At 67.0% G+C, this 20338-nt stretch carries 12 protein-coding genes and 7 pseudogenes; 4 read left to right on the plus strand and 15 right to left on the minus strand.

Features of this window, described 5'->3' with window-relative positions:
* Nucleotides 1-26 precede the first annotated feature (26 nt).
* The 4 genes and pseudogenes from QR64_RS15160 to QR64_RS15170 form a co-directional block, all read right to left on the minus strand.
* On the minus strand, nucleotides 27-806 hold the full coding sequence (locus QR64_RS15160; protein WP_019288413.1) for an enoyl-CoA hydratase-related protein: 780 nt from the start codon (nucleotides 804-806) through the stop codon (nucleotides 27-29).
* Between the two features lie 10 nt (nucleotides 807-816).
* Nucleotides 817-1057: pseudogene (locus QR64_RS27910) on the minus strand (NUDIX hydrolase); the annotation flags it as partial.
* A 1-nt stretch (nucleotide 1058) separates the two neighbouring features.
* Nucleotides 1059-1639 (minus strand): annotated as a pseudogene (locus QR64_RS15165) (NUDIX hydrolase); the annotation flags it as partial.
* A 44-nt stretch (nucleotides 1640-1683) separates the two neighbouring features.
* Nucleotides 1684-2514 (minus strand): ABC transporter ATP-binding protein, encoded by an 831-nt coding sequence (locus QR64_RS15170; RefSeq protein ID WP_006554577.1) that lies wholly within the window; start codon nucleotides 2512-2514, stop codon nucleotides 1684-1686.
* 43 nt (nucleotides 2515-2557) lie between these two features.
* On the opposite strand from QR64_RS15170, the gene glgX reads away from it, so the two are divergent.
* Entirely contained in the window at nucleotides 2558-4720 is a 2163-nt protein-coding gene (gene glgX, locus QR64_RS15175; protein WP_024101410.1) for a glycogen debranching protein GlgX, read from the plus strand.
* Nucleotides 4721-4747: 27 nt separating this feature from the next.
* Here the strand turns inward: glgX and QR64_RS15180 are convergent, their stop codons facing one another.
* The 4 genes and pseudogenes from QR64_RS15180 to QR64_RS27920 form a co-directional block, all read right to left on the minus strand.
* Nucleotides 4748-5590: a peptidyl-tRNA hydrolase gene (locus QR64_RS15180; RefSeq protein ID WP_006554579.1), complete on the minus strand. Its 843-nt coding sequence runs from the start codon at nucleotides 5588-5590 to the stop codon at nucleotides 4748-4750.
* Nucleotides 5583-6812 carry a phosphoserine phosphatase SerB gene (serB, locus tag QR64_RS15185; protein ID WP_033097727.1) on the minus strand — a complete coding sequence of 410 codons (1230 nt, stop codon included), beginning with the start codon at nucleotides 6810-6812 and terminating at the stop codon, nucleotides 5583-5585. Before serB ends, QR64_RS15180 begins: the two co-directional genes overlap by 8 nt.
* A gap of 172 nt (nucleotides 6813-6984) precedes the next feature.
* The coding region (locus QR64_RS27915) for a cbb3-type cytochrome c oxidase subunit I (protein WP_235367159.1) at nucleotides 6985-7520 on the minus strand (536 nt) is incomplete at its 5' end.
* Nucleotide 7521: 1 nt separating this feature from the next.
* Nucleotides 7522-8451: pseudogene (locus QR64_RS27920) on the minus strand (cbb3-type cytochrome c oxidase subunit I); the annotation flags it as partial.
* 269 nt (nucleotides 8452-8720) lie between these two features.
* Between QR64_RS27920 and QR64_RS15195 the strand changes: the two are divergent.
* The 3 genes and pseudogenes from QR64_RS15195 to QR64_RS15205 all read left to right on the plus strand — a co-directional run.
* Nucleotides 8721-9728: an ABC transporter substrate-binding protein gene (locus QR64_RS15195; protein ID WP_033097725.1), complete on the plus strand. Its 1008-nt coding sequence runs from the start codon at nucleotides 8721-8723 to the stop codon at nucleotides 9726-9728.
* Between the two features lie 46 nt (nucleotides 9729-9774).
* On the plus strand, nucleotides 9775-10833 hold the full coding sequence (locus QR64_RS15200; RefSeq protein ID WP_039586030.1) for an iron-siderophore ABC transporter substrate-binding protein: 1059 nt from the start codon (nucleotides 9775-9777) through the stop codon (nucleotides 10831-10833).
* A gap of 32 nt (nucleotides 10834-10865) precedes the next feature.
* Nucleotides 10866-11284 (plus strand): annotated as a pseudogene (locus QR64_RS15205) (NUDIX hydrolase); the annotation flags it as partial.
* A gap of 26 nt (nucleotides 11285-11310) precedes the next feature.
* Here the strand turns inward: QR64_RS15205 and QR64_RS15210 are convergent.
* The 7 genes and pseudogenes from QR64_RS15210 to QR64_RS15230 all read right to left on the minus strand — a co-directional run bounded on the left by QR64_RS15210 (nucleotide 11311) and on the right by QR64_RS15230 (nucleotide 20024).
* Complete coding sequence (locus QR64_RS15210) at nucleotides 11311-14547, minus strand: arabinosyltransferase domain-containing protein (protein WP_052227321.1); 3237 nt, start codon at nucleotides 14545-14547, stop codon at nucleotides 11311-11313.
* Nucleotides 14548-14705: 158 nt separating this feature from the next.
* Nucleotides 14706-15707, minus strand: a complete 1002-nt coding sequence (nrdF, locus tag QR64_RS15215) for a class 1b ribonucleoside-diphosphate reductase subunit beta (RefSeq protein ID WP_006550395.1) — start codon at nucleotides 15705-15707, stop codon at nucleotides 14706-14708.
* A 51-nt stretch (nucleotides 15708-15758) separates the two neighbouring features.
* Nucleotides 15759-17375 (minus strand): annotated as a pseudogene (gene nrdE / locus QR64_RS28680) (class 1b ribonucleoside-diphosphate reductase subunit alpha); the annotation flags it as partial.
* Between the two features lie 24 nt (nucleotides 17376-17399).
* Nucleotides 17400-18587: pseudogene (locus QR64_RS28685) on the minus strand (LAGLIDADG family homing endonuclease); the annotation flags it as partial.
* A gap of 6 nt (nucleotides 18588-18593) precedes the next feature.
* A pseudogene (locus QR64_RS28690) lies at nucleotides 18594-19151 on the minus strand (ribonucleotide reductase N-terminal alpha domain-containing protein); the annotation flags it as partial.
* Nucleotides 19152-19234: 83 nt separating this feature from the next.
* Nucleotides 19235-19687: a class Ib ribonucleoside-diphosphate reductase assembly flavoprotein NrdI gene (nrdI, locus tag QR64_RS15225; protein WP_006550391.1), complete on the minus strand. Its 453-nt coding sequence runs from the start codon at nucleotides 19685-19687 to the stop codon at nucleotides 19235-19237.
* 106 nt (nucleotides 19688-19793) lie between these two features.
* Entirely contained in the window at nucleotides 19794-20024 is a 231-nt protein-coding gene (locus tag QR64_RS15230) for a redoxin NrdH (RefSeq protein WP_006550390.1), read from the minus strand.
* Nucleotides 20025-20338 lie beyond the last annotated feature (314 nt).

A 20338-nucleotide genomic window follows, 5' to 3' on the forward strand; every position in this document is an offset into this window, starting at 1 on the left:
TGGACAAGTGCAGGTGCCGGTCGGCATCACTCGCCGACGAACTTCGCCTTGCCCGGCCCGTTCTCGATGAACGATTCGAGGCCGATGGTGCGGTCCTTCGTGGCGAACAGCGCGGCGAAGACGTGCTGTTCGATCTTCAGACCCGTATCCAGATCGGTGTCGAGGCCCTGGTCGATCGCGGCCTTCGCAGCGGCGAGCGCGCGCGAGGCGGCGCCGGTGAACTGCCCGGCCCAGCGACGCGCAGCCTCGTAGACGTCGTCGGGGGCGACGACCTCGTCGACCAGACCGATCGACAGGGCTTCGTCGGCGCCGACGAAACGACCGGTGAAGACGAGATCCTTCGCCTTCGCCGGGCCGACGAGCCGAGCCAGTCGCTGGGTGCCGCCGCCACCGGGGATGATGCCCAGCAGGATCTCGGGCGTGCCGAGCTTGACGTTGTCGCCGACGATGCGCCGGTCGGCGCCGAGGGCGAGTTCGAGGCCACCACCGAGGGCGTAGCCGGTGATCGCGGCGACGGTGGGCTTGGGGATGTCGGCGATCGACCCGAGGGCCGACTGCAGGTCGCCGACGATCTCGCTCATCTGCACGTAGCTCAGGTCGGCCATCTCCTTGATGTCGGCGCCGGCCGCGAACACCTTCTCGCCGCCGTAGACGATCACCGACTTCACGTCGGACCGGACGGTCGCCTCGCGCGCAGCGGCCCGGATCTCCTCCTGGAGCTGCCGGTTCAACGCGTTCATCGGAGGGCGGTCGAGACGGATGGTGCCGATGCCGTCGGAGACGTCGAGGGTCACGAATTCAGCCATGGTCCTCAGCCTAGATGTCGGAGCGCTGGGCCCACGGATGAGTACCGACCTCGTAGTAGGCCTCGTCCCCGTCGAACGCGATGTGGACCGCCCCGTCGCGACGGCTGATGATCGGCAGGATCGGCTCGATGACCGGATCCGCCGCCATGAGGTCGGCGACCGTGGCGAAGCCCGACAGGATCGACAGCTGACTCCACGTGGGCGGGAGCAGGATGCACCGGCCCGACCGCCAGTCGGCGAGGGCCTCCTCCNTGCACCAGATCGGTCTCGCTGGTGTTGCCGTCGGCCCGCTGTCCTTCCGGTACCGCGGCGACGAAGAACCGCGTATCGTAGCGGCGCCGCTCCCCCAGCGGAGTGATCCAGTTCGCGTGGGGACGCAGCAGGTCGGCGCGCAGCACCAACTGTTCCTTCTCCAGGAAGTCGCCGAAGGACAACTCGCGCGCTTCCAGCAGACGACGCGCCTCCGCGTAGTCACCGGTGTCGGCCACCACCGAATCCTCGGTGGGTCCGGCGAGCAGCACGCCACACTCCTCGAAGGTCTCGCGCACGGCCGCGAGCACCAGTGCACGGGCCTGCGCCTCGCCGATACCGAACCGCTCGGCCCACCAGGTCACGTCCGGTCCGGTCCACCGCACCTCGGCGTCGGTGTCGGAAGTGTCGACACCGCCGCCGGGGAAGACGGTCATGCCGCCGGCGAAGTCCATGCCGACGACACGACGCTGCAGGAACACCTCGACGCCGCGCGCAGAGTCCCGCACGAGCATCACGGTGGACGCGTCGCGGATGGGTACCGCGGTGGGATCGAAGGTGGATGCCGAGCGATTGTTGGCCATGGCCTCAACCTAACCGATCGGTCCCGGCACCACCCGACCCGGAGTCACCGGCGGTGCCGTCCCGCCTGGCGGGTGCGGCGGGCGAAGAACCGGTCGTCGACCTTGTCGAGCGAGATGGACTGACTGAACGCCGCGCTGAGGTTCTCGGCGGTGATCACGTCGTCGAGCAGGCCCTGGGCGACCACACCGCCCTCCTTCAGGAGCAGCGCGTGCGTGAAGCCCGGCGGGATCTCCTCCACGTGATGGGTGACGAGCACGATCGCAGGGGCATCCGGGTCGGCCGCGAGCGTCCCGAGCCGGGCCACGAGTTCCTCGCGACCGCCGAGGTCCAGACCGGCCGCGGGCTCGTCGAGCAGCAGCAGTTCGGGGTCGGTCATGAGCGCCCGGGCGATGAGCGCACGCTTGCGTTCGCCCTCCGACAGCGTCCCGTACAGACGGTCGGCGAGATGTTCCGCGCCGAGGCTCTCGAGCATCTCCACCGCGCGGCTCGTGTCGATGTCGTCGTACTGCTCGCGCCACCGGCCCAGCACGCCGTAGCCCGCGGAGAGCACGAGATCGGTGACCTTCTCGTCGTTCGGCACCCGGTTGGCCAGGGCCGCGGAGGACAATCCGATCCGGGGTCGTAGTTCGGACAGATCCGTCTTTCCGAACGTCTCCGCGAGGACGTGCGCGGTGCCGGAGGTGGGGAACGTCTCGGCTGCCGCGACCCGCAGCAGCGAGGTCTTTCCTGCCCCGTTGGGTCCGAGAACCACCCAACGTTCGTCGAGTTCCACCTTCCAGGTCACGGGACCGACGAGGACGTTCCCGCCGCGTCGGACCACTACGTCGTCGAATTCGATGAGCAAATCGGGATCAGGTTGTGCCACGCGGACCATCTTCTCTTACGCCCGAGCCCGAAACGCGGCAGGATCGGTTCCCGTGTCGTCCTCCGCATCCGAATCTGCTGTCGTGTCCGGCTCGGTCGCGCTCCCCGACCGGGCCGCCTTCCCGCTCGGCCCCACCCCGGTCGACGGTGGGACACGCTTCGCCGTCCACGCCCCGCACAGCGACCGCGTCCAGGTCTGCCTCGTCGACGACGACGGGAACGAACACCGCGTGGACCTGCCCGACCGCACCTACGGGGTCTGGCACGGGGTGGTCCCCGGCGTCGGCGCCGGGCAACGGTACGGCTACCGCGCCTACGGGCCGTGGCAACCGCAGTGGGGGTTGCGTACCAATCCGCACAAGATCCTGCTCGACCCGTGGGCCCGCCGGATCGTCGGCGACGTCGGTGATCCGGACCGGCTGATCCCTCACCAGGGTGACCCGTTCGGTGCGATGTCGAGCACCGACTCGCTCGGCCACACACCTCTGTCGGTGGTGACCCCCGTCCTGACGCCCATGCACGACAAACCCCGCGTGCCGTGGGAGAACACCGTCGTCTACGAACTGCACGTCGGTTCGTACACGGCCCGTCACCCGCTCGTGCCGCCGGAACTGCGCGGCACCTATCTCGGACTCGCCCACCGGTCGGTGATCGACCACCTGGTGGGGCTGGGAGTGACGACGGTCGAACTGCTCCCCGTGCAGGCCTTCGTGACCGAGCCATCGGTGCGTGCGCGGGGGATGCGCAACCACTGGGGCTACTCGACCGCCTCGTACTTCGCGCCGCATCCCGCCTACGCCGTCACGCCCGGCAACGAGATCGCCGAGTTCCGAACGATGGTCGACGCCTTCCACAGCGCCGGGCTCGAGGTGCTGCTCGACGTCGTCTACAACCACACGTGCGAAGCATCGGTCGACGGTCCGAGTCTGTCCTGGCGCGGTCTCGACGCGCCCGGCTACTACCTGCTCGACGCGCACGGACGGGACATCGACCTGACGGGGTGCGGCAACACCCTCGACGCGTCCTCACCGATCGTCGTGCGGATGGTGTGCGACAGCCTCCGGTACTGGGCGGACGTGATGGGGGTGGACGGCTTCCGCTTCGACCTCGCCAGTGCGCTGGCCCGTCCTCGCGGTGGGGCCTTCGATCCGCGAGCGGCACTGCTCACCGCGATCGTCACCGATCCCGTCCTCTGCGACGTCAAGCTCGTCGCCGAACCGTGGGACGCCACCGCACACGGTTACCAGCTCGGGAACTTCGGCGCGCAATGGGCCGAATGGAACGACCGCTACCGCGACACGGTCCGCCGCTACTGGGCGGGACGTTCCGGGATCCGCGAGATGGCGTCGCGGCTCACCGGTTCGGAGGACCTCTACGACAGGAACATCCGGCAGCCGTGGATGTCGGTCAACTTCGTCACCGCCCACGACGGTTTCACCCTCGCCGATGCGGTCTCGTACGAGCGCAAGCACAACGACGAGAACGGTGAGGAGGGCCGGGACGGGTCGAACAACAACGAGTCGGTGAACCACGGGGTCGAAGGGCCGACCGACGATCCGGAGATCCTCGCCGCCCGCGACCGGCACATCCGGGCGATGCTCGCGACGCTGCTGTTGTCGACGGGCACACCGATGCTGCTCGCCGGCGACGAGTTCGGGCACACGCAGAACGGCAACAACAACGCCTACTGCGTCCCCGAGGACGTCCCCGTCCGCGACGCCTGGCCGCTGGACTGGGAGCACGCCGACCGTGCGCGAACGGATTACGTGCGCGAACTGCTCCGCCTGCGCACGCGCGTCCCGGTGCTGCGGCAGCGACGCTTCTTCGAGGGCCGCGCCCGGTCCGTGGGTTATCCCGATCTCGTGTGGTTCGGCATCGAGGGGATCGAACTCGACGAGGATGCGTGGCAGGACGACAGTCGCCGCACGCTGCAGGGCTGGGTCGACGGCTCGCAACTCGGCACCGTGACCCGCACCGGCGTCACTCTCGAGGACAGCAGCGGGCTGTTCGTTCTGCATTCGGGCGACGCCGCCACGGTGACCCTCGCCGGACCCGAGTGGTATCGCGGCAACATCGTGTGCGTCTTCGATTCGAGTGCCCCCGACGGCAGGCCCGCGGACACCTCCCCGATGCGGGTGGGAAGTTCGTACCCGGTCGACGGTCCGACGGTGCTGATCTTCTGGATCGCGGACGACGGACCCATCGAGCAAGGATGATCCACGGCGGCACGACGCCGGTGGAGGTCAGGCTCGTTCGTCGACCGTGCCGGGCACCGCGATCACGGTGATCGAACCCGGGGCCACCTCGGTGAAGCCCGCGTCGCGGACCGCGACGGCCGTGCCGGCTTCCACGCGGGCGAGCAGCTCGCGCCAGGTGGCCTCGTCCGCATCGCGGACGGCACACGGGAATCCGTCGGAAGCCCAGGCGCGTGCGGTGTCGACGTCCAATGCCCCCGCGAACAGCATCGCGGCGTGACCGACCTGCGCGGCCGCCTTGCCGACGGTCATCTCGAGGTCCTTCTGCACCCAGAGGACCGGAACGCCGTCCGCCGGTGGGGGCGGATCGTCGTGGGGCAGGTCGGTGCCACCGATCTGCAGGCGGGAGATGCGCGGGTCCAGTTCCCCCACCGGGCCGGGCACGAACGCCCGGGCCTGGGCACCGGCGTGGTCGACGGTGACTCCGTCGACGTCCTGCGCGGCACGCCAGTGCGCTCCGCGGGCGCGGCGGGCGACCTTCCGGATCCGCGCGTCGTTCCATGCGAGGAAGGGTTCCTGCCACGGACCGGGTTCGCCGTCCGGGCCGGGACCGACCCGCGGGTCGAAACACAGTGCCACGGTGGCCATCGCGGCGGCTTCGAGCACCGCGCTGCGGGCGGGTGGATCGACCTTGGGGATGTGCAGCACGATCGGCATCGCCTGCACCTTCGCCGGATCCTCCGGGTCGGGCCGGTGCCCGTAACCGCGGGTGAGTACGCCGTGGCGCTCGGCGAAACCCGGATCCGAGGCCGGGTCGAAGACCCGATCGGGTGCGGCCTCGAAGACCGGCTCGGGCGCCGTGTCCGCGAAGTCGGGGTCCAGCTCAGACACTGCCGTCGATCGGGACGCGGCGCAGGGTTCCGTCGACGCGGTCGGCCGCCTCGATCTCCTCGCGGGTGACGCCGAGGACGAAGAGCACCGCATCGAGGTAGGGATACGACAGGGCGGTGTCGGCGACCTCGCGCAGGGCCGGCTTGGCATTGAACGCCACGCCCAGGCCCGCGGCCGAGAGCATGTCGATGTCGTTGGCACCGTCGCCGACCGCGACGGTCTGCTCGACCGGCACGCCCGCCTCGTCGGCGAACTCGCGGAGGGCGCGTGCCTTGGCGGCGCGGTCGACGATGTCGCCGACCACTCGCCCGGTGAGCTTGCCGTCGACGATCTCGAGCGTGTTGGCGCGGACGAAGTCGAGTTCGAGTTCGTGTGCGAGCGGGTCGATCACCTGACGGAAGCCGCCCGAGACGACGCCGCAGCGGAAGCCGAGCCGACGCAACGTCCGGATCGTGGTGCGGGCACCGGGAGTGAGTTCGAGCTGCTCGGCGACCTCGTCGATCACGGTCGCCGGCAGACCCGCGAGGGTCGCGACGCGTTGTTCGAGGGACTGCGCGAAGTCGATCTCACCGCGCATCGCAGCCTCGGTGACCTCGCGGACCTTGTCCTCGACACCGGCGTGCGCGGCGAGCATCTCGATGACCTCGCCCTGGATGAGCGTGGAGTCGACGTCGAAGACGATCAGGCGCTTGGAACGACGGGCGAGACCGCCGCGCTCCACCGCGATGTCGACGTCGAGGACCGCGGCGAGTTCGACGAGGGCGTGCCGCAGCGCGGCGTCGGCCTCGACGCTGGTGTCGGGCGCGGTGATCATCAGCTCGAGGCCGGTGAGCGGGTAGTCGGCGATGCCGCGGATCGAATCGATGTTCGCGCCCTGGGCCGCGAGGGTGCGGCCCACCGATCGCAGCGCCTTGGCACTGACCGGGCTGCCCAGCACGACGACGGCGTGGGTCGAGACGGTGCGGGCGCCGCGCTCGGCCCCGATCTGGACGTCGGCGTGCATGCCGATGGTGGCCATCGCGGACTCGACCTCGTCCTGCAACGCTTCGACATCGGTCGGGCAGACGAGGAGGACACCGAGGGTGAGCCGGCCACGGATCACGACCTGTTCCACATCGAGGAGGTCGACGTCGTGCCGCGTCAGCGCTGCGAAGAGCACCGAGGTCACGCCGGGATGGTCAGGTCCGGTCACGGTCACCAGCACCGTGCTGTCAGACGCCACTACGTCTCCGATCGCTTGTCTGTCGAGGTACACACGGACGCACGCGCGTACCGGCTCGCTCGTTCATTGTTGCAGGGCGAACCGCCGCTCCCGTTCGCGGGTCCGGACCCACGGAAAGGCCGAAGCCCCACCCGGTGAACGGGTGGGGCTTCGGTCGATCGTCGATCTGCGCTCAGGCGCGCGGATGGTCGCCGGGGGTACGGTCGGCACCCTCGAGGACGTTGACGTTGTGCTTGTCGCTGCCCGGGCCGACGTGCGCTTCGGCGCGCATCTTCTCGACCATGTGCGGGTAGTGCAGCTCGAAGGCGGGACGCTCCGAACGGATCCGCGGCAGCTCGGTGAAGTTGTGCCGCGGGGGCGGGCAGCTGGTGGCCCATTCGAGCGAGTTGCCGTAACCCCACGGGTCGTCGACCGTGACGACCTGGCCGTAGCGGTAGCTCTTGAAGACGTTCCACAGGAACGGCAGCGTCGAGGCACCGAGCACGAACGCACCGATGGTGGAGATCGTGTTCAGGGTGGTGAACCCGTCGGACGGCAGGTAGTCGGCGTAGCGACGGGGCATGCCCTCGTTACCGAGCCAGTGCTGTACCAGGAAGGTGGTGTGGAAGCCGATGAAGGTCAGCCAGAAGTGCCAGCGGCCGAGCTGCTCGTCGAGCATGCGTCCGGTCATCTTCGGGAACCAGAAGTAGATGCCGGCGTAGGTCGCGANGGCGATGGACAGCGCCGCGATGGCCATCGTGGCGTAGACAAGACCGGTGTAACCGAAGATCGGCTTGCGGGAGAAGACCGGGAAGATCTCCGAGACGATGCCGAAGAACGGCAGCGCGATGACGTACACCTCGGGGTGACCGAAGAACCAGAACAGGTGCTGCCACAGGAGCACACCGCCGGTGGCGGGGTCGTAGATGTGGCCACCGAGGTGACGGTCGACGAACAGGCCCATGAAGGCGGCGGTCAGCAGCGGGAACACGAGCAGGATCAGCAGGCTGGTGATCAGGATGTTCCAGGTGAAGATCGGCATCCGGAACATGGTCATGCCCGGTGCACGCATGCACACCACGGTTGTGATGAAGTTGACGCCACCGAGGATGGTGCCCAGACCCATCACGCCGAGGCCGAGGATCCAGAAGTCGGCACCGACACCCGGGGAGTGGATCTCACTGGTGAGCGGCGTGTACGCCGTCCAACCGAAGTCCGCGGCACCGCCGGGGGTGACGAAGCCGAGCATGACGATCGTCGCGCCGAACAGGTACAGCCAGTAGCTGAAGGCGTTCAGGCGCGGGAAGGCGACGTCGGGGGCGCCGATCTGCAGCGGCAGGATGTAGTTCGCGAAGGCGAACACGACCGGCGTCGCGTACATCAGCAGCATGATCGTGCCGTGCATGGTGAACAGCTGGTTGAACTGCTCGTTCGACAGGAACTGCAGGCCGGGGACCGCGAGCTCGGTGCGCATCAGCAGGGCCATCAGGCCGCCGATGAGGAAGAAGGCGAACGAGGTGACCATGTACATGATCCCCAACATCTTGGGATCTGTGGTCGTGATCATCTTGTAGATGAACGAACCCTTGGGTCCCTGCCGCGGCGGGTACGGCCTTGCTGCAGCTATCTCTGGGACTGGCTGGGGCGCTACGGCAGTCACTAATCCTCCTGAATGCGCGCTCGACCTCGGGCTGGAGGCGAACGGTCTCTGGCTTGCGCTCATCGAATCGTAGACCCTGCCCGAAACGGTCGCCCTCCGGGTCCTACTCACTGTCGTACTCGACTCGCGAGGCTACCTGGAGCGGAGCGGACAACCACAATCGGATTTTGTGCTGCACTTCACACGCAGGGCGACAGCAGGTGACCCCACCACGCGCGAACAGCACGGGTTAGGGTGCACTTCCCCCCGCAATCACAGAAGGACGACCCGTGCCTGTTCTCTCCTCCCGACCAGCCCGGTTCGCGGCAGCACTGCTGACCGCCGGACTCCTCGTCGCCGGCTGCAGTTCGGCCGACACCTCCGACGACGCGACCACCGACACCGCGTCCGACTCGGCCGCCGGCTTCCCCCGGACCGTCGAACACTTCCGCGGTTCCACCACGATCGAGAGCGAGCCGACCCGCATCGTCGCGCTCGACACGAGCTATTCCGACGCCGTGCTTCTCCTCGAGGCACCTCTCGTCGGGTACGTCGACTACCGCACCGACGAATTCCCCGACTATCTCGGCGACTCGCGGCAGCACGCGACCGACGCCGTGTCCGTCGGCAAGACCGCGGACGTGAGCCTCGAACAGGTGGCCGCGCTCGAACCCGACCTCATCCTCTCGGCGGAGGTGCGCGACGGAGAGAACTACGAGGAACTGTCCGCCATCGCCCCGACCGTCTTCTCCCAGTCGACCGGACCGACGTGGAAGGACAACATCCGCCTCGTCGCGCAGGCCATCGGCAAGGAGGACCTCGCCGAGCAGAAGATCTCCGAGTACGAGGAGCGCGCCGCGGCCATCGGTGCGGACATCAACGAAAAGGCCGGCAACCCGACGATCTCGATCGTCCGCTTCGCCGGTGAACCGACGGCCCGGCTGTACCGCACCACCTCGTTCAGCGGCATCGTGCTCGAGGACGCCGGTCTCGCCCGCCCCGCAAGCCAGGGTCCCGATCCGTCGGATCCGTCGAGCATCATGAACGCCATCAGCCCCGAACTGATCACCGAGGCCGAGGCGGACGTCATCTTCGTCACCACCTACGACCTCGGCGACGGCAAGGCGCAGGCGGCGGCCGAACCCTTCGTCACCAATCCGCTGTGGGAGAACCTGCAGGGACGGAAGGTCGAGGTCGACGACAGCGTGTGGATGATGCCGGTGAGCATCCAGGGTGCGCACCGCATCCTCGACGACCTCGCGGACACCTTCGGCGTCGACCGTCACACGACCGGATAGCCTGAGCCGTCCGATCCGAGCAGCGTCCTACAGGAGTTGGTCCGACGTGTTTTCCGTGCACCGGTCACGAGCAGTGCTCGTCGCAGCCGTCGCTGCGGTGACGACAGCCCTGGCCGGATGCTCCACACCTCCCGACGACGACGCATCGGAGATCGTGCGCACCACGACCCGCATCGCCGGTGCGTCGGTCGTGGGCATCGACCGGGACACGTCGACCGCGTGCGCACTCCCCTCCCCGCTCGATCCGGGACAGCCCACCACCGGCACCCGGCCGGTCCTGCACACCGCAGGCCGGTCGGATGTGCCCGCCGACCCGCAGCGGATCGTCGTCCTCGACCCCGCGGCGCTCGACGCGGTGTGCGCCCTGGGGCTGTGGGAGCGCGTCGTGGGAGCGAGCGCCGAGGTCACCGGCCGGCCGGAATATCTCGGTCACGGGATCGGCGAACTCCCGCCCGTGGGTGCCGCGGGCAACCCGGACGTCGCGGCGATCGAGCGCGCACAGCCGGATATGATCCTCGGCTCCTCCACCGCCCCGGACGTCTACGCCTCCCTCAGCGGCATCGCACCCACCGTGCTGGTCGGGTCCGATCCCGTCTTCTGGAGGGAACAGTTCGTCCGGGTCGGTGAGGCGCTCGGGCGCACGGAGGCCGCACGTCGCGTGCTCGACGACTACGCGACGGCCGCGCGCGATCTGGGCCGCGAGCTCGTGTCGTCCCAGACGCAGGCGTCGATCGTCCGGTTCACGGCCGACGGCCCGACCGTGGAGGGCACCGCGTCGTTCGCGGGGCAGGTGCTCGGCGACGTCGGCGCTGCCCGGCCCCCGGCCCAGCGGTTCGCGGTCGTCGACGGACAACCGTGGCAGGCCGTCGACACGGAGGACCCGGCCCCGGCGGACGGCGATGTGATCTTCGTCCGTTTCGCCGGTGAGGACGGGCTCGAGGCCGGCAAGGACTACATGCAGACCGACGAGTGGCTCGACCTCGGGGCCGTGCGCGACAACCGTCTGTTCTCCGTGACCGACGACGTGTGGTCGACCCCCGGACCGGTCGCCGCGCGGGCGATCCTCACCGACCTGACGCACACCCTCAACGGATATTCGAACTGATCGCCGGCCCGACCGGCGGCAGCACGCCTGCNCCGATTTCGTCGTCCAGCTCCGCTCACACGTAGGAACCGCACCCCTGTGGCTGCCGGGGGTGAGCGCGATAGTCACGGACGACGACGACCGCGTCCTGCTCACCCGCCGCGCCGACAACGGCATGTGGGCCGTGGTGTCCGGCATCCTCGAACCCGGCGAGGAACCGGCTGTCGCCGCAGTCCGGGAGGTGCTCGAGGAGACGGGTGTCGCCGCCGAGATCGTGCGGCTGACGAGCGTCGACGTCACCGCACCCATCACCTATCCCAACGGCGACGTCGCGCAGTACCTCGACGTGTGCTTCCTGCTCCGCGCGACCGGCGGGGACGCACGCGTTGCCGACGACGAGAACCTCGAGGTGGCGTGGTTCGTGCCGGACGACCTCCCCGAGCCACTCACCGAGACGTCGCGTCTGCGGCTCNCCGGGCGTGCGGAGGCCTGGTTCCGTCAGTAGGCAGTGTTGATCGGACCCGGGCTCCACAGACCGCTGCGCGTGACCGTGGCGGTGTCGAGTTCCGCGGTCTCCGTCGACGGATCGATCGGTGTGTACTGCTCGATCGCTCCCCAGTCGCGGTCCCAGTCGTGATCGAGATACGACGGGATCGTGCGGGCCCGCAACAGCTGGTCGGTCCAGCCGAGAGGACCGCCACCGTTGTGGTCCTGCCACAGATCCGTGGAGATAGCACCGATCCGGTCCGGCAGGATCCGGTACTCGGGGATCTCGGCGATGCCGTTGCGGTGCACCATCTGCCGCTGGCACGGGAAATTGAGACCGACAGCCCAGTCCAGCAGGACCGGTGTGTCGCTCCCGACGACCTGCTGCAAAGTCTGCGTCTGCGGCACGCGCGGCGGGGTGAACGCCAGCCACTGTTCGGGCGCGAGATCGTTGTCGGAGGCGACGATCCGCACCGCGTCGACCTCGGCCGGCAGCGTGTCCATCGGGACACGCAGATTCCTCCACGAGGGCGACGGACCGATGTCGATCGGCAGCGCCCGTCCCAGCGCGGTCACGCGGCCGTCGGCAGCGGTGGTTCCGTATTCGAGTTCGAGTCGCTGACCGTAGGTTTCGGTGCCGTCGGCGTCGACGGAGAAGATCCGGCCGGCCGCGGCGATCGTGACGAGATCCCCACGCGATCCGGTCGCGTCGGGCTCGGGCAGCCGGAACCAGGCGCTCGTGACGTCGCCGAGGGACGATCCGTGGCTGCCCAGCACCGGCGTGGTCACCGGATCGAGGCCGAACGGCAATGCGACGGTGCTGCCGTTGATTCCGACTCTGCCGGTACCGCCGCCGGTGCCACCGGTACCGCCGGTCGAGCTCTGGTCGTCGTTCGTGTCGACGGTGTTGGCGGTGCCGGCCGAGGCCGAGTCGTCGTCCGGGGTCAGATCGAGCGCGACACCACCCGGCGTGAACCCGTCCCCTCCCCCGGCATCGAGAGCGGAGGCCGCGTCGGCGCCGATGGGGGTGAGCACCGAGGCGTTCGGATCCGTTTCGAGCAGCACGTCGTTCGCGAGCGCACACGAGTTGCCGGTGAGCGTGGCGACGTTGGACCGTGCCACCGAATAGCCCGGGTACTGCGAGATCGCACCCTTGGCCAGTGACAGCACCTCGAACAGCACCATCGCCGCGGCGGCGACGGTCAACGGCGGCACCGCCCACAACCGCGACGGGGTGTCGGTGCGGGTGGAGGCGACGGGGTGGATGTGCCACCACGCGGCCAGCAGCAACGCGACGACCGTCACGGCGAAGAAGACGGTGGAGAAACCGAATCCGGCGACCGACGGCGGCTTGTCCCACCACGGGACCCCGTAGCTCGAGACGTACCACCAGCCGTTGGGGCCGATGAACGACATGGTCACCACGAACGACACCGCCGCGGCGAACAGGGCGCGGTTGCGTCGCGAACGCAACACCGCGGGTCCGGTGGCCACGGCGGCGAGCATCGCCACCGCGGCGGCCAGACCGGCGTAGATACCGAAGTGGTGGGTCCACTTGGTGGGCGCGAACATCATCAGCACCAGCGCGCCGAGGGTGATGCCGACGATGCGGCGGGACGGTCCCTGCGCGGTGCCGGGGATGTGCCCACCGCGGCGCAGCATCGCCACGATCGCCACCGCCAGGCACAACACCAGGGTGAAGACCGCGAACCTGCGGGCCAGCGAGCCGTCCACGGTGATCTGCAGCAGGTACTGGTAGCGCAGATACTCCTGGAACCACGGCACGTTCGGACCGACGCCGTGCACGTGCTGCATCTCCAGCACCGCCGCGAGGGTCTGGTCGGCGAAGACCGGCACCAGGATCACCAGTCCGGCCGCGATCATCGGCGTAAGTACCGGCAGCCATCCCAGGGTCTGCGCACGCCGATGGAGGATGCGGGCGATCGGGCGGGCACCGGCGATCAGCGCAGCGAAACAGATGATGCCCGACGGTCCCGCGGTCACGGTGAGCGCGGCGACGAGGATCGCGGCCGCCGCGGGCAGCAGACGCCGGGTGGCGATCGCGCGTTCGACCGAGCACCAGGTGAGCACGACGCCCGTCGCGACGATCGGTTCCGGGCGCAGTCCGTTGTTGAGCGGCAGCCACAACGCCAGGAACACCAGCGCCCCGGTCCACAGCGGAAGCCGGTTGCGACGCAGTGCGACGCCGAGACGTGGAGCGACCTCGCGGCTGAGCACCCACCAGCACAGGATTCCGGCGGTCAGTGCCGGTAGCCGCATCCAGATGCTCGCCGTCGAGACCTGGGTCATCAGGGCGAGGACGTCGTAGAAGGGAGTGCCGAAGGGTGCCTCGGGCACACCGAACCACCGGAAGTAGTTCGCCATGTACCCGGCCGCGCCCGCGGCGCGAGCCATTCCGAGCTGGTAACCGTCGTCGGCGGTGTTCGCCCCGATGACGTGCCAGACGAGCAGCGTTCCGACGACCAGCGCGTCGATGCGGGTGAACGACCACCACGACGCCGGCAACAGGCGGCGGTGGCGACGACCGTCGGCGCGATCGAGCCGGGCCAGCGTCCACAACGCCAGTGCCGTGGCGACCACCGCGACGATCATCGCGACGATCTTCAGCACCGTCGGAGACGTCGTGAAGCGGGTGTCGACGGTCGCGGTGACCGAGACACCGTCGAGTGCGGGACCGGGCAGGTCGGTGAAGATGCCGACGAGCTGGGGCCGCAGGTCTCGGTCGAAGGTCCGCTCCCCTGACGCCGCGGCCGAGCCGGTGATCGTGGCGACGGTGCGTTCCGAGTTCGAGGACAGGGTGACCGAGCAGTCCCCGGCCAGGTCGTCCACCGGCGCGGAGGCGAGCAGTGTGTTGCGGGAGATCACCTCGAACACCGCCGGCCCGTCGTCACCGGCCGGCCGGACACGGGCGATCAGCCCGTAGCGTTCACGGTCGGGAGCTCCTGCGGGAAGTGTGGAGAAGACGGTGCCGCCGTCCGGCAGCGCGTCGCGCACGGACCGGCACTCGATCGTGGCGTCGAGATCGACCGGTGCGTAGGACACCAACGGCGCCGAGATGCCTGCGTTGCTCTCGCTCTGCGGCCAGTCGATGGTCGCAGTGGTCTGCGTCACGGGCAGGAACGGCATCGCGATGGATGCGACGATCCCCACGACGGCGGCGAGCACCGCCCACAGACGGGTCCGCTGCTCGACTGCCCGCCCGCCCGACGGCACGCGTTCGATTGTCACCGGCCGAGGCGAGCCCGACGCTTCTCTTGTCTCGGTCACGAGGAGCGATGCTATCGGGGACGGGCCGGGCCGCGAAAAGCACGCGATCCCGCACACGGGCGCTGCTGCGCCGGTGTACGGGATCGATGCGTTCGGGCCGGTGACAGAGAACGTCTACGTCAGAAGTCCCAGTCGTCGTCTTCTGTGACGACGGCCTTGCCGATCACGTAGGAGCTGCCGGAGCCCGAGAAGAAGTCGTGGTTCTCGTCGGCGTTCGGCGACAACGCCGACAGGATGGCCGGGTTGACGTCCGTCTCGTCCTTCGGGAACAGCGCCTCGTAACCGAGGTTCATCAGCGCCTTGTTCGCGTTGTAGCGCAGGAACTTCTTGACGTCCTCGGTGAGCCCGACCTGGTCGTAGAGGTCGGCCGTGTAGTGGGTCTCGTTGTCGTACAGCTCGAAGAGCAGTTCGAAGACCCAGTCCTTGAGCTCGTCGCGCTCGGCCTGCGTGATCGTCTCGAGCCCGCGCTGGTACTTGTAGCCGATGTAGTAGCCGTGGACGGCCTCGTCGCGAATGATCAGGCGGATCATGTCGGCGGTGTTGGTGAGCTTGGCCCGCGACGACCAGTACATCGGCAGGTAGAAGCCCGAGTAGAACAGGAACGACTCGAGCAGCGTCGAGGCGGCCTTGCGCTTGAGCGGGTCGTCGCCCTTGTAGTAGTCGAGGATGATCTGCGCCTTGCGCTGCAGGTGCTCGTTCTCCTCCGACCAGCGGAAGGCGTCGTCGATCTGGCGGCTCGAGCACAGCGTCGAGAAGATCTGCGAGTAGCTCTTCGCATGCACCGACTCCATGAACGCGATGTTCGTCAGCACCGCTTCCTCGTGCGGGGTCACCGCATCGGGGATGAGCGAGACCGCGCCGACCGTGCCCTGGATGGTGTCGAGCAGCGTCAGGCCCGTGAAGACCCGCATCGTCAGTTCCTGCTCGTACTCGGTGAGCGTGCCCCACGACTGGATGTCGTTGGAGACCGGCACCTTCTCCGGGAGCCAGAAGTTGCCGGTGAGACGATCCCAGACCTCGGCGTCCTTGTCGTCGGGGACGCGGTTCCAGTTGATCGCGGAGACGCGATCGATGAGTTTGACGCGCACGCCGTCGGCCGGCGAGTGTGCTGCTGCAGTCATCGGTTACCTACCTGAATTGTGTGCTGATGCAAAGACTGTCGTGGAGCAGGGTCACAACATGCAGGAGACGCAACCCTCCACCTCGGTGCCCTCGAGCGCCATCTGCCGCAGGCGGATGTAGTACAGGGTCTTGATTCCCTTGCGCCACGCGTAGATCTGCGCCTTGTTCACGTCGCGGGTGGTGACGGTGTCCTTGAAGAACAGTGTCAGCGACAGCCCCTGGTCGACGTGCTGCGTCGCAGCAGCGTAGGTGTCGATGATCTTCTCGTAGCCGATCTCGTATGCATCCTGGAAGTACTCGAGATTCTCGTTCGTCATGTAGGGCGCCGGGTAGTAGACACGCCCGATCTTGCCCTCCTTGCGGATCTCGATCTTCGACGCGACCGGGTGGATCGAGCTCGTCGAGTGGTTGATGTACGAGATCGAACCGGTGGGCGGAACCGCCTGCAGGTTCTGGTTGTAGATGCCGTGCTTCTGCACGGACTCCTTCAGCTCGCGCCAGTCCTGCTGCGTGGGGATCGCGATGTCCGACTCGGCGAACAGCTGACGGACCCGCTCGGTGGCCGGCTCCCACACCTGATCGGTGTACTTGTCGAAGAACTCACCCGAGGCGTACTTCGACTCCGGGAAGCCCTTGAAGTACGAGCCGCGCTCGATCGCGATCTTGTTCGACGCACGCAGGGCGTGGAACAGCACGGTGTAGAAGTAGATGTTCGTGAAGTCGACGCCTTCTTCGGACCCGTAGAAGATGTGCTCGCGGGCGAGGAAGCCGTGCAGGTTCATCTGGCCGAGGCCGATGGCGTGGGATTCGTTGTTGCCCCGCTCGATCGACGGCACCGACGAGATCGTCGTCTGGTCGGAGACGGCCGTCAGGCCGCGGATGGCGACCTCGATGGTCTGCGCGAAGTCGGGCGAGTCCATCGTCTTCGCGATGTTCAGCGAGCCGAGGTTGCACGAGATGTCCTTGCCTACATGACTGTAGGACAGGTCGTCGTTGAACTCCGAGGGAGTCGAGACCTGCAGGATCTCCGAGCACAGGTTCGAGTGCGTGATCTTGCCGGCGATCGGGTTGGCCCGGTTCACCGTGTCCTCGAACATGACGTAGGGGTAGCCCGACTCGAACTGCAGCTCGGCGACGGTCTGGAAGAACTCGCGCGCCTTGATCTTCGACTTGCGGATGCGCTTGTCGTCGACCATCTCGTAGTACTTCTCGGTGACGTCGATGTCGGCGAAGGGCTTGCCGTAGACGCGCTCGACGTCGTACGGCGAGAACAGGTACATGTCCTCGTTCTTCTTCGCCAGCTCGAAGGTGATGTCGGGGATGACGACGCCCAGCGAGAGGGTCTTGATGCGGATCTTCTCGTCGGCGTTCTCGCGCTTGGTGTCGAGGAAGCGGTAGATGTCGGGGTGGTGCGCGTGCAGGTAGACCGCACCGGCACCCTGACGGGCACCGAGCTGGTTGGCGTAGGAGAAGGAGTCCTCGAGCAGCTTCATGATCGGGATGACGCCGGAGGACTGGTTCTCGATCTTCTTGATCGGAGCGCCGTGCTCACGAATGTTGCTGAGCAGCAAGGCGACACCGCCACCGCGCTTGGACAGCTGCAGTGCGGAGTTGATGGAGCGGCCGATCGACTCCATGTTGTCCTCGATGCGGAGCAGGAAGCAATTGTGCACCACAGCGCCGCGAATCGTATAGGTATGTGTGCCCTCGACGTGCAGGTTGTACACCTTGCTCGGCGTCTCGTCGGTCTTCGCGATCTCACGGATTCCGTAGACATGACGCCCGTGCGCCACCTGATAGGTCGTGCGCTTGGCGCCCTTCCGCCCGACATAGTTGTGCAGGTTCTTGCCGACGTCGAAGATGAAGTCTTCGTTGGTACCGGGCACCCCGGGGACGAACACATGGCCCGTCACATTGCCCGCCTGGTTGATGTACTGGCGAACAACCGACACGATGCCCAGGCGGCGCAGGATCAACTGCACCTGATCCACCAGTTCCGGATTGACGAGATCGAGGATCATGCCGCCATTGGTGCTGCAGCCGTCGCCCCTGAACAAGCCCGCAAGCAGACCGCGCTGAAACTCTTCATCGGCAGTCATGACATCGCGCGTCAGGCGTTTCGTACTGTAACCGGTCCCGGCAAGCGACAGCAGCAATGACGCCACCACCTTGCTGTTGCAACCCATCTTGGTCGAGTGGTCCGACTGGTTGGTGGACTGAGAGAGTTCGACGCCGAATACTTGCTTGAACGCCGCCGCCAGATCTGCCTGGTACTCGACCTCGTGTGCACCGAGAGTGAAGTGAACACCATTGGGTTGCACACCGTCGACACCCGCACGCTTGGATACGTAGCCCTCGGCAACATACCAGCCGAGAATCAGTCCGAACTCGTACGATTCCTCGACGTATCGGTTGACACCGACGAAGCGCTGACTGTGACGCTGCTTGTTCCGATGCTTGGCATCAACGTTCACCTTACGAATCAGACCATCGACCTCTTCGTACAGTCCATTACCAACATGGTCCATGAGGTCGAAAACGCGCTTGTCGCGCTCACCCAACGGCGCCGCGGTGACAATGAAGTCGGTCGGGCGCACGTCCTGGGCAGCGAGCCATACGAAACCGTTGAAGGGATCCGCTCCATCGCCGTCGATCAAGGTCTCGACATCACGCTCGGTCCACACCAGGATAGGATGCTCCGGAGTGCACCGAATCGGCTCTTTGTGCCCGAAGTGCGAAATCGACACCAAGGCTTGATCATTCGTGTTCTCGATCAGCTCCTCGACCGCGTGGTACGCCCCGTCGTGCGACAGGACCAGATCCCCCGCCTGCAGGGTCTCGATAGCCCGCTGCCCGTCGATCGTGTCGATGAGCGTACCGGCGGGAAAGCACGAGACGGGCTCGCCGCGCTGCTTCTTGCCCGAGTTGAGGAAGGTCGGGGTGGCCGGCTGGAAACGACCCGAGATGATCTCGTCGACGAGGTGCCGGGCGAGGATCTCGTCGCCGTCGGCGAGCGTCAGCGCGACCATGCACACACGGTCCTCGAAACGCTCGAGGTAGCGCTTGCCGTCGAACGTCTTGAGCGTGTACGAGGTGTAGTACTTGAACGCACCGAGGAAGGTCGGGAACCGGAACTTCTTCGAATATGCGTGCTCGAACAGCGATTTGACGAATGCGCGCGAATACTTCTCGAGCACCTCGGGCTCGTAGTAGTTCTCCTCGACGAGGTAGTCGAGCTTCTCGTCGAGGTTGTGGAAAAAGACCGTGTTCTGGTTGACGTGCTGCAGGAAGTACTGACGGGCGGCGGCCACATCCTTGTCGAACTGGATCTCGCCGTTGGGGCCGTACAGATTCAACATCGCGTTGAGCGCGTGGTAGTCGAGATCCTTGAGCGAATCGTCGAGGTGTGCGCTCGTGGCGGGAGCGGGATCGGTAATGGTCACAGTGCTGTCCCCACTTGTCGGAGTTAGGAAACGGCCGCGCAGTCACGTCCGCGACGCGCGTCGAATACGGATACGGATGTGGCTCAGGCGTTCTGGAGCACGGACTCCCAGAATCGGGCGAGACCGTCGCGGACACGCTCGACGTCGTCGGTCGTGCCCATCAACTCGAACCGGTACAGATACGGCACCTTGCACTTGCGCGAGACGATGTCTCCCGCGAAACAGTACGAGTCGCCGAAGTTGGTGTTACCCGCCGCGATGACACCGCGGATCAGGCCCCGATTGTGCTCGTTGTTGAGGAATCGGATGACCTGCCTGGGAACGTAGCGGGTATCACGGCCCGTGGCGGTCGTCCCGCCACCGTAGGTCGGCACGATCAGCACGTACGGATCGTGGACCTCGAAATTTCCCTCACGATCGTGCAATGGGATACGGCTGGCCGGAATCCCGAGTTTCTGCACGAATCGGTGGGTGTTCTCGGATGTACTCGAGAAGTACACCAGCGATGTTCCCGGGATCGACCCCAGCGAAGCCATCGGTAGTCACCACTCTTCATTCGATTGCGAAGACCGGCCCGGGCGGACACGGAAGAACACGTCCGCCCGGAGACGACGATCGGGCCGCCGCGAACGCGGCCCGGGCTCAGGCAGCGACGGTAAGCGCCTTGATGCGGTCGGGGCGGAAGCCCGACCAGTGGTCGTCGCCGGCGACGACGACAGGCGCCTGGAGGTATCCCAGCGCCATGACGTAGTCGCGGGCCTCGGGGTTCTCACTGATGTCGACGACGTCGTACTCGATGCCGGCCTTGTCGAGGGCGCGGTAGGTGGCGGTGCACTGGACGCAGGCAGGCTTGGTATAGACGGTGATGTTCATGAATGCCCCTTTTCCGACGGCCGTGGGCGGCCTGACGACTGACTGCTGTGCGTTACCCGGAAGCCCACTCATCCGTCCGATCCCGCTTCCCCGAGAGATCGTCGGCACTTGTGGCCCTCCAGCGGTCTAGACACTACACCTTGTGTCCATCGGATACACAGAACCCAGGATGTTGTGACTTACAAAGGTGATATTCCCAGGTCGCGACCCTCCCTCCACGGCGTTTCGGGCGTGTCCCGGCGTGTCGCCGCAGCGCGTACGAGAGAGACCTCGAGCACAGTGTGGCGGGTGCCACCGACAACTTCGCGAGGGCA

It is taken from the genome of Rhodococcus sp. Chr-9, from assembly GCF_000801125.1.
Lineage (GTDB): Bacteria > Actinomycetota > Actinomycetes > Mycobacteriales > Mycobacteriaceae > Rhodococcus > Rhodococcus pyridinivorans.

Bases quoted from the DNA above. Each gene is read 5' to 3' on its own strand.
- nrdI (WP_006550391.1), bottom strand. From the start codon at position 19,687: ATGGCTTCGCTGGGGTCGATCCCGGGAACATCGCTGGTGTACTTCTCG.
- QR64_RS15160 (WP_019288413.1), bottom strand. From the start codon at position 806: ATGGCTGAATTCGTGACCCTCGACGTCTCCGACGGCATCGGCACCATC.
- nrdF (WP_006550395.1), bottom strand. From the start codon at position 15,707: ATGACTGCAGCAGCACACTCGCCGGCCGACGGCGTGCGCGTCAAACTC.
- QR64_RS15230 (WP_006550390.1), bottom strand. From the start codon at position 20,024: ATGAACATCACCGTCTATACCAAGCCTGCCTGCGTCCAGTGCACCGCC.
- QR64_RS15170 (WP_006554577.1), bottom strand. From the start codon at position 2,514: ATGGTCCGCGTGGCACAACCTGATCCCGATTTGCTCATCGAATTCGAC.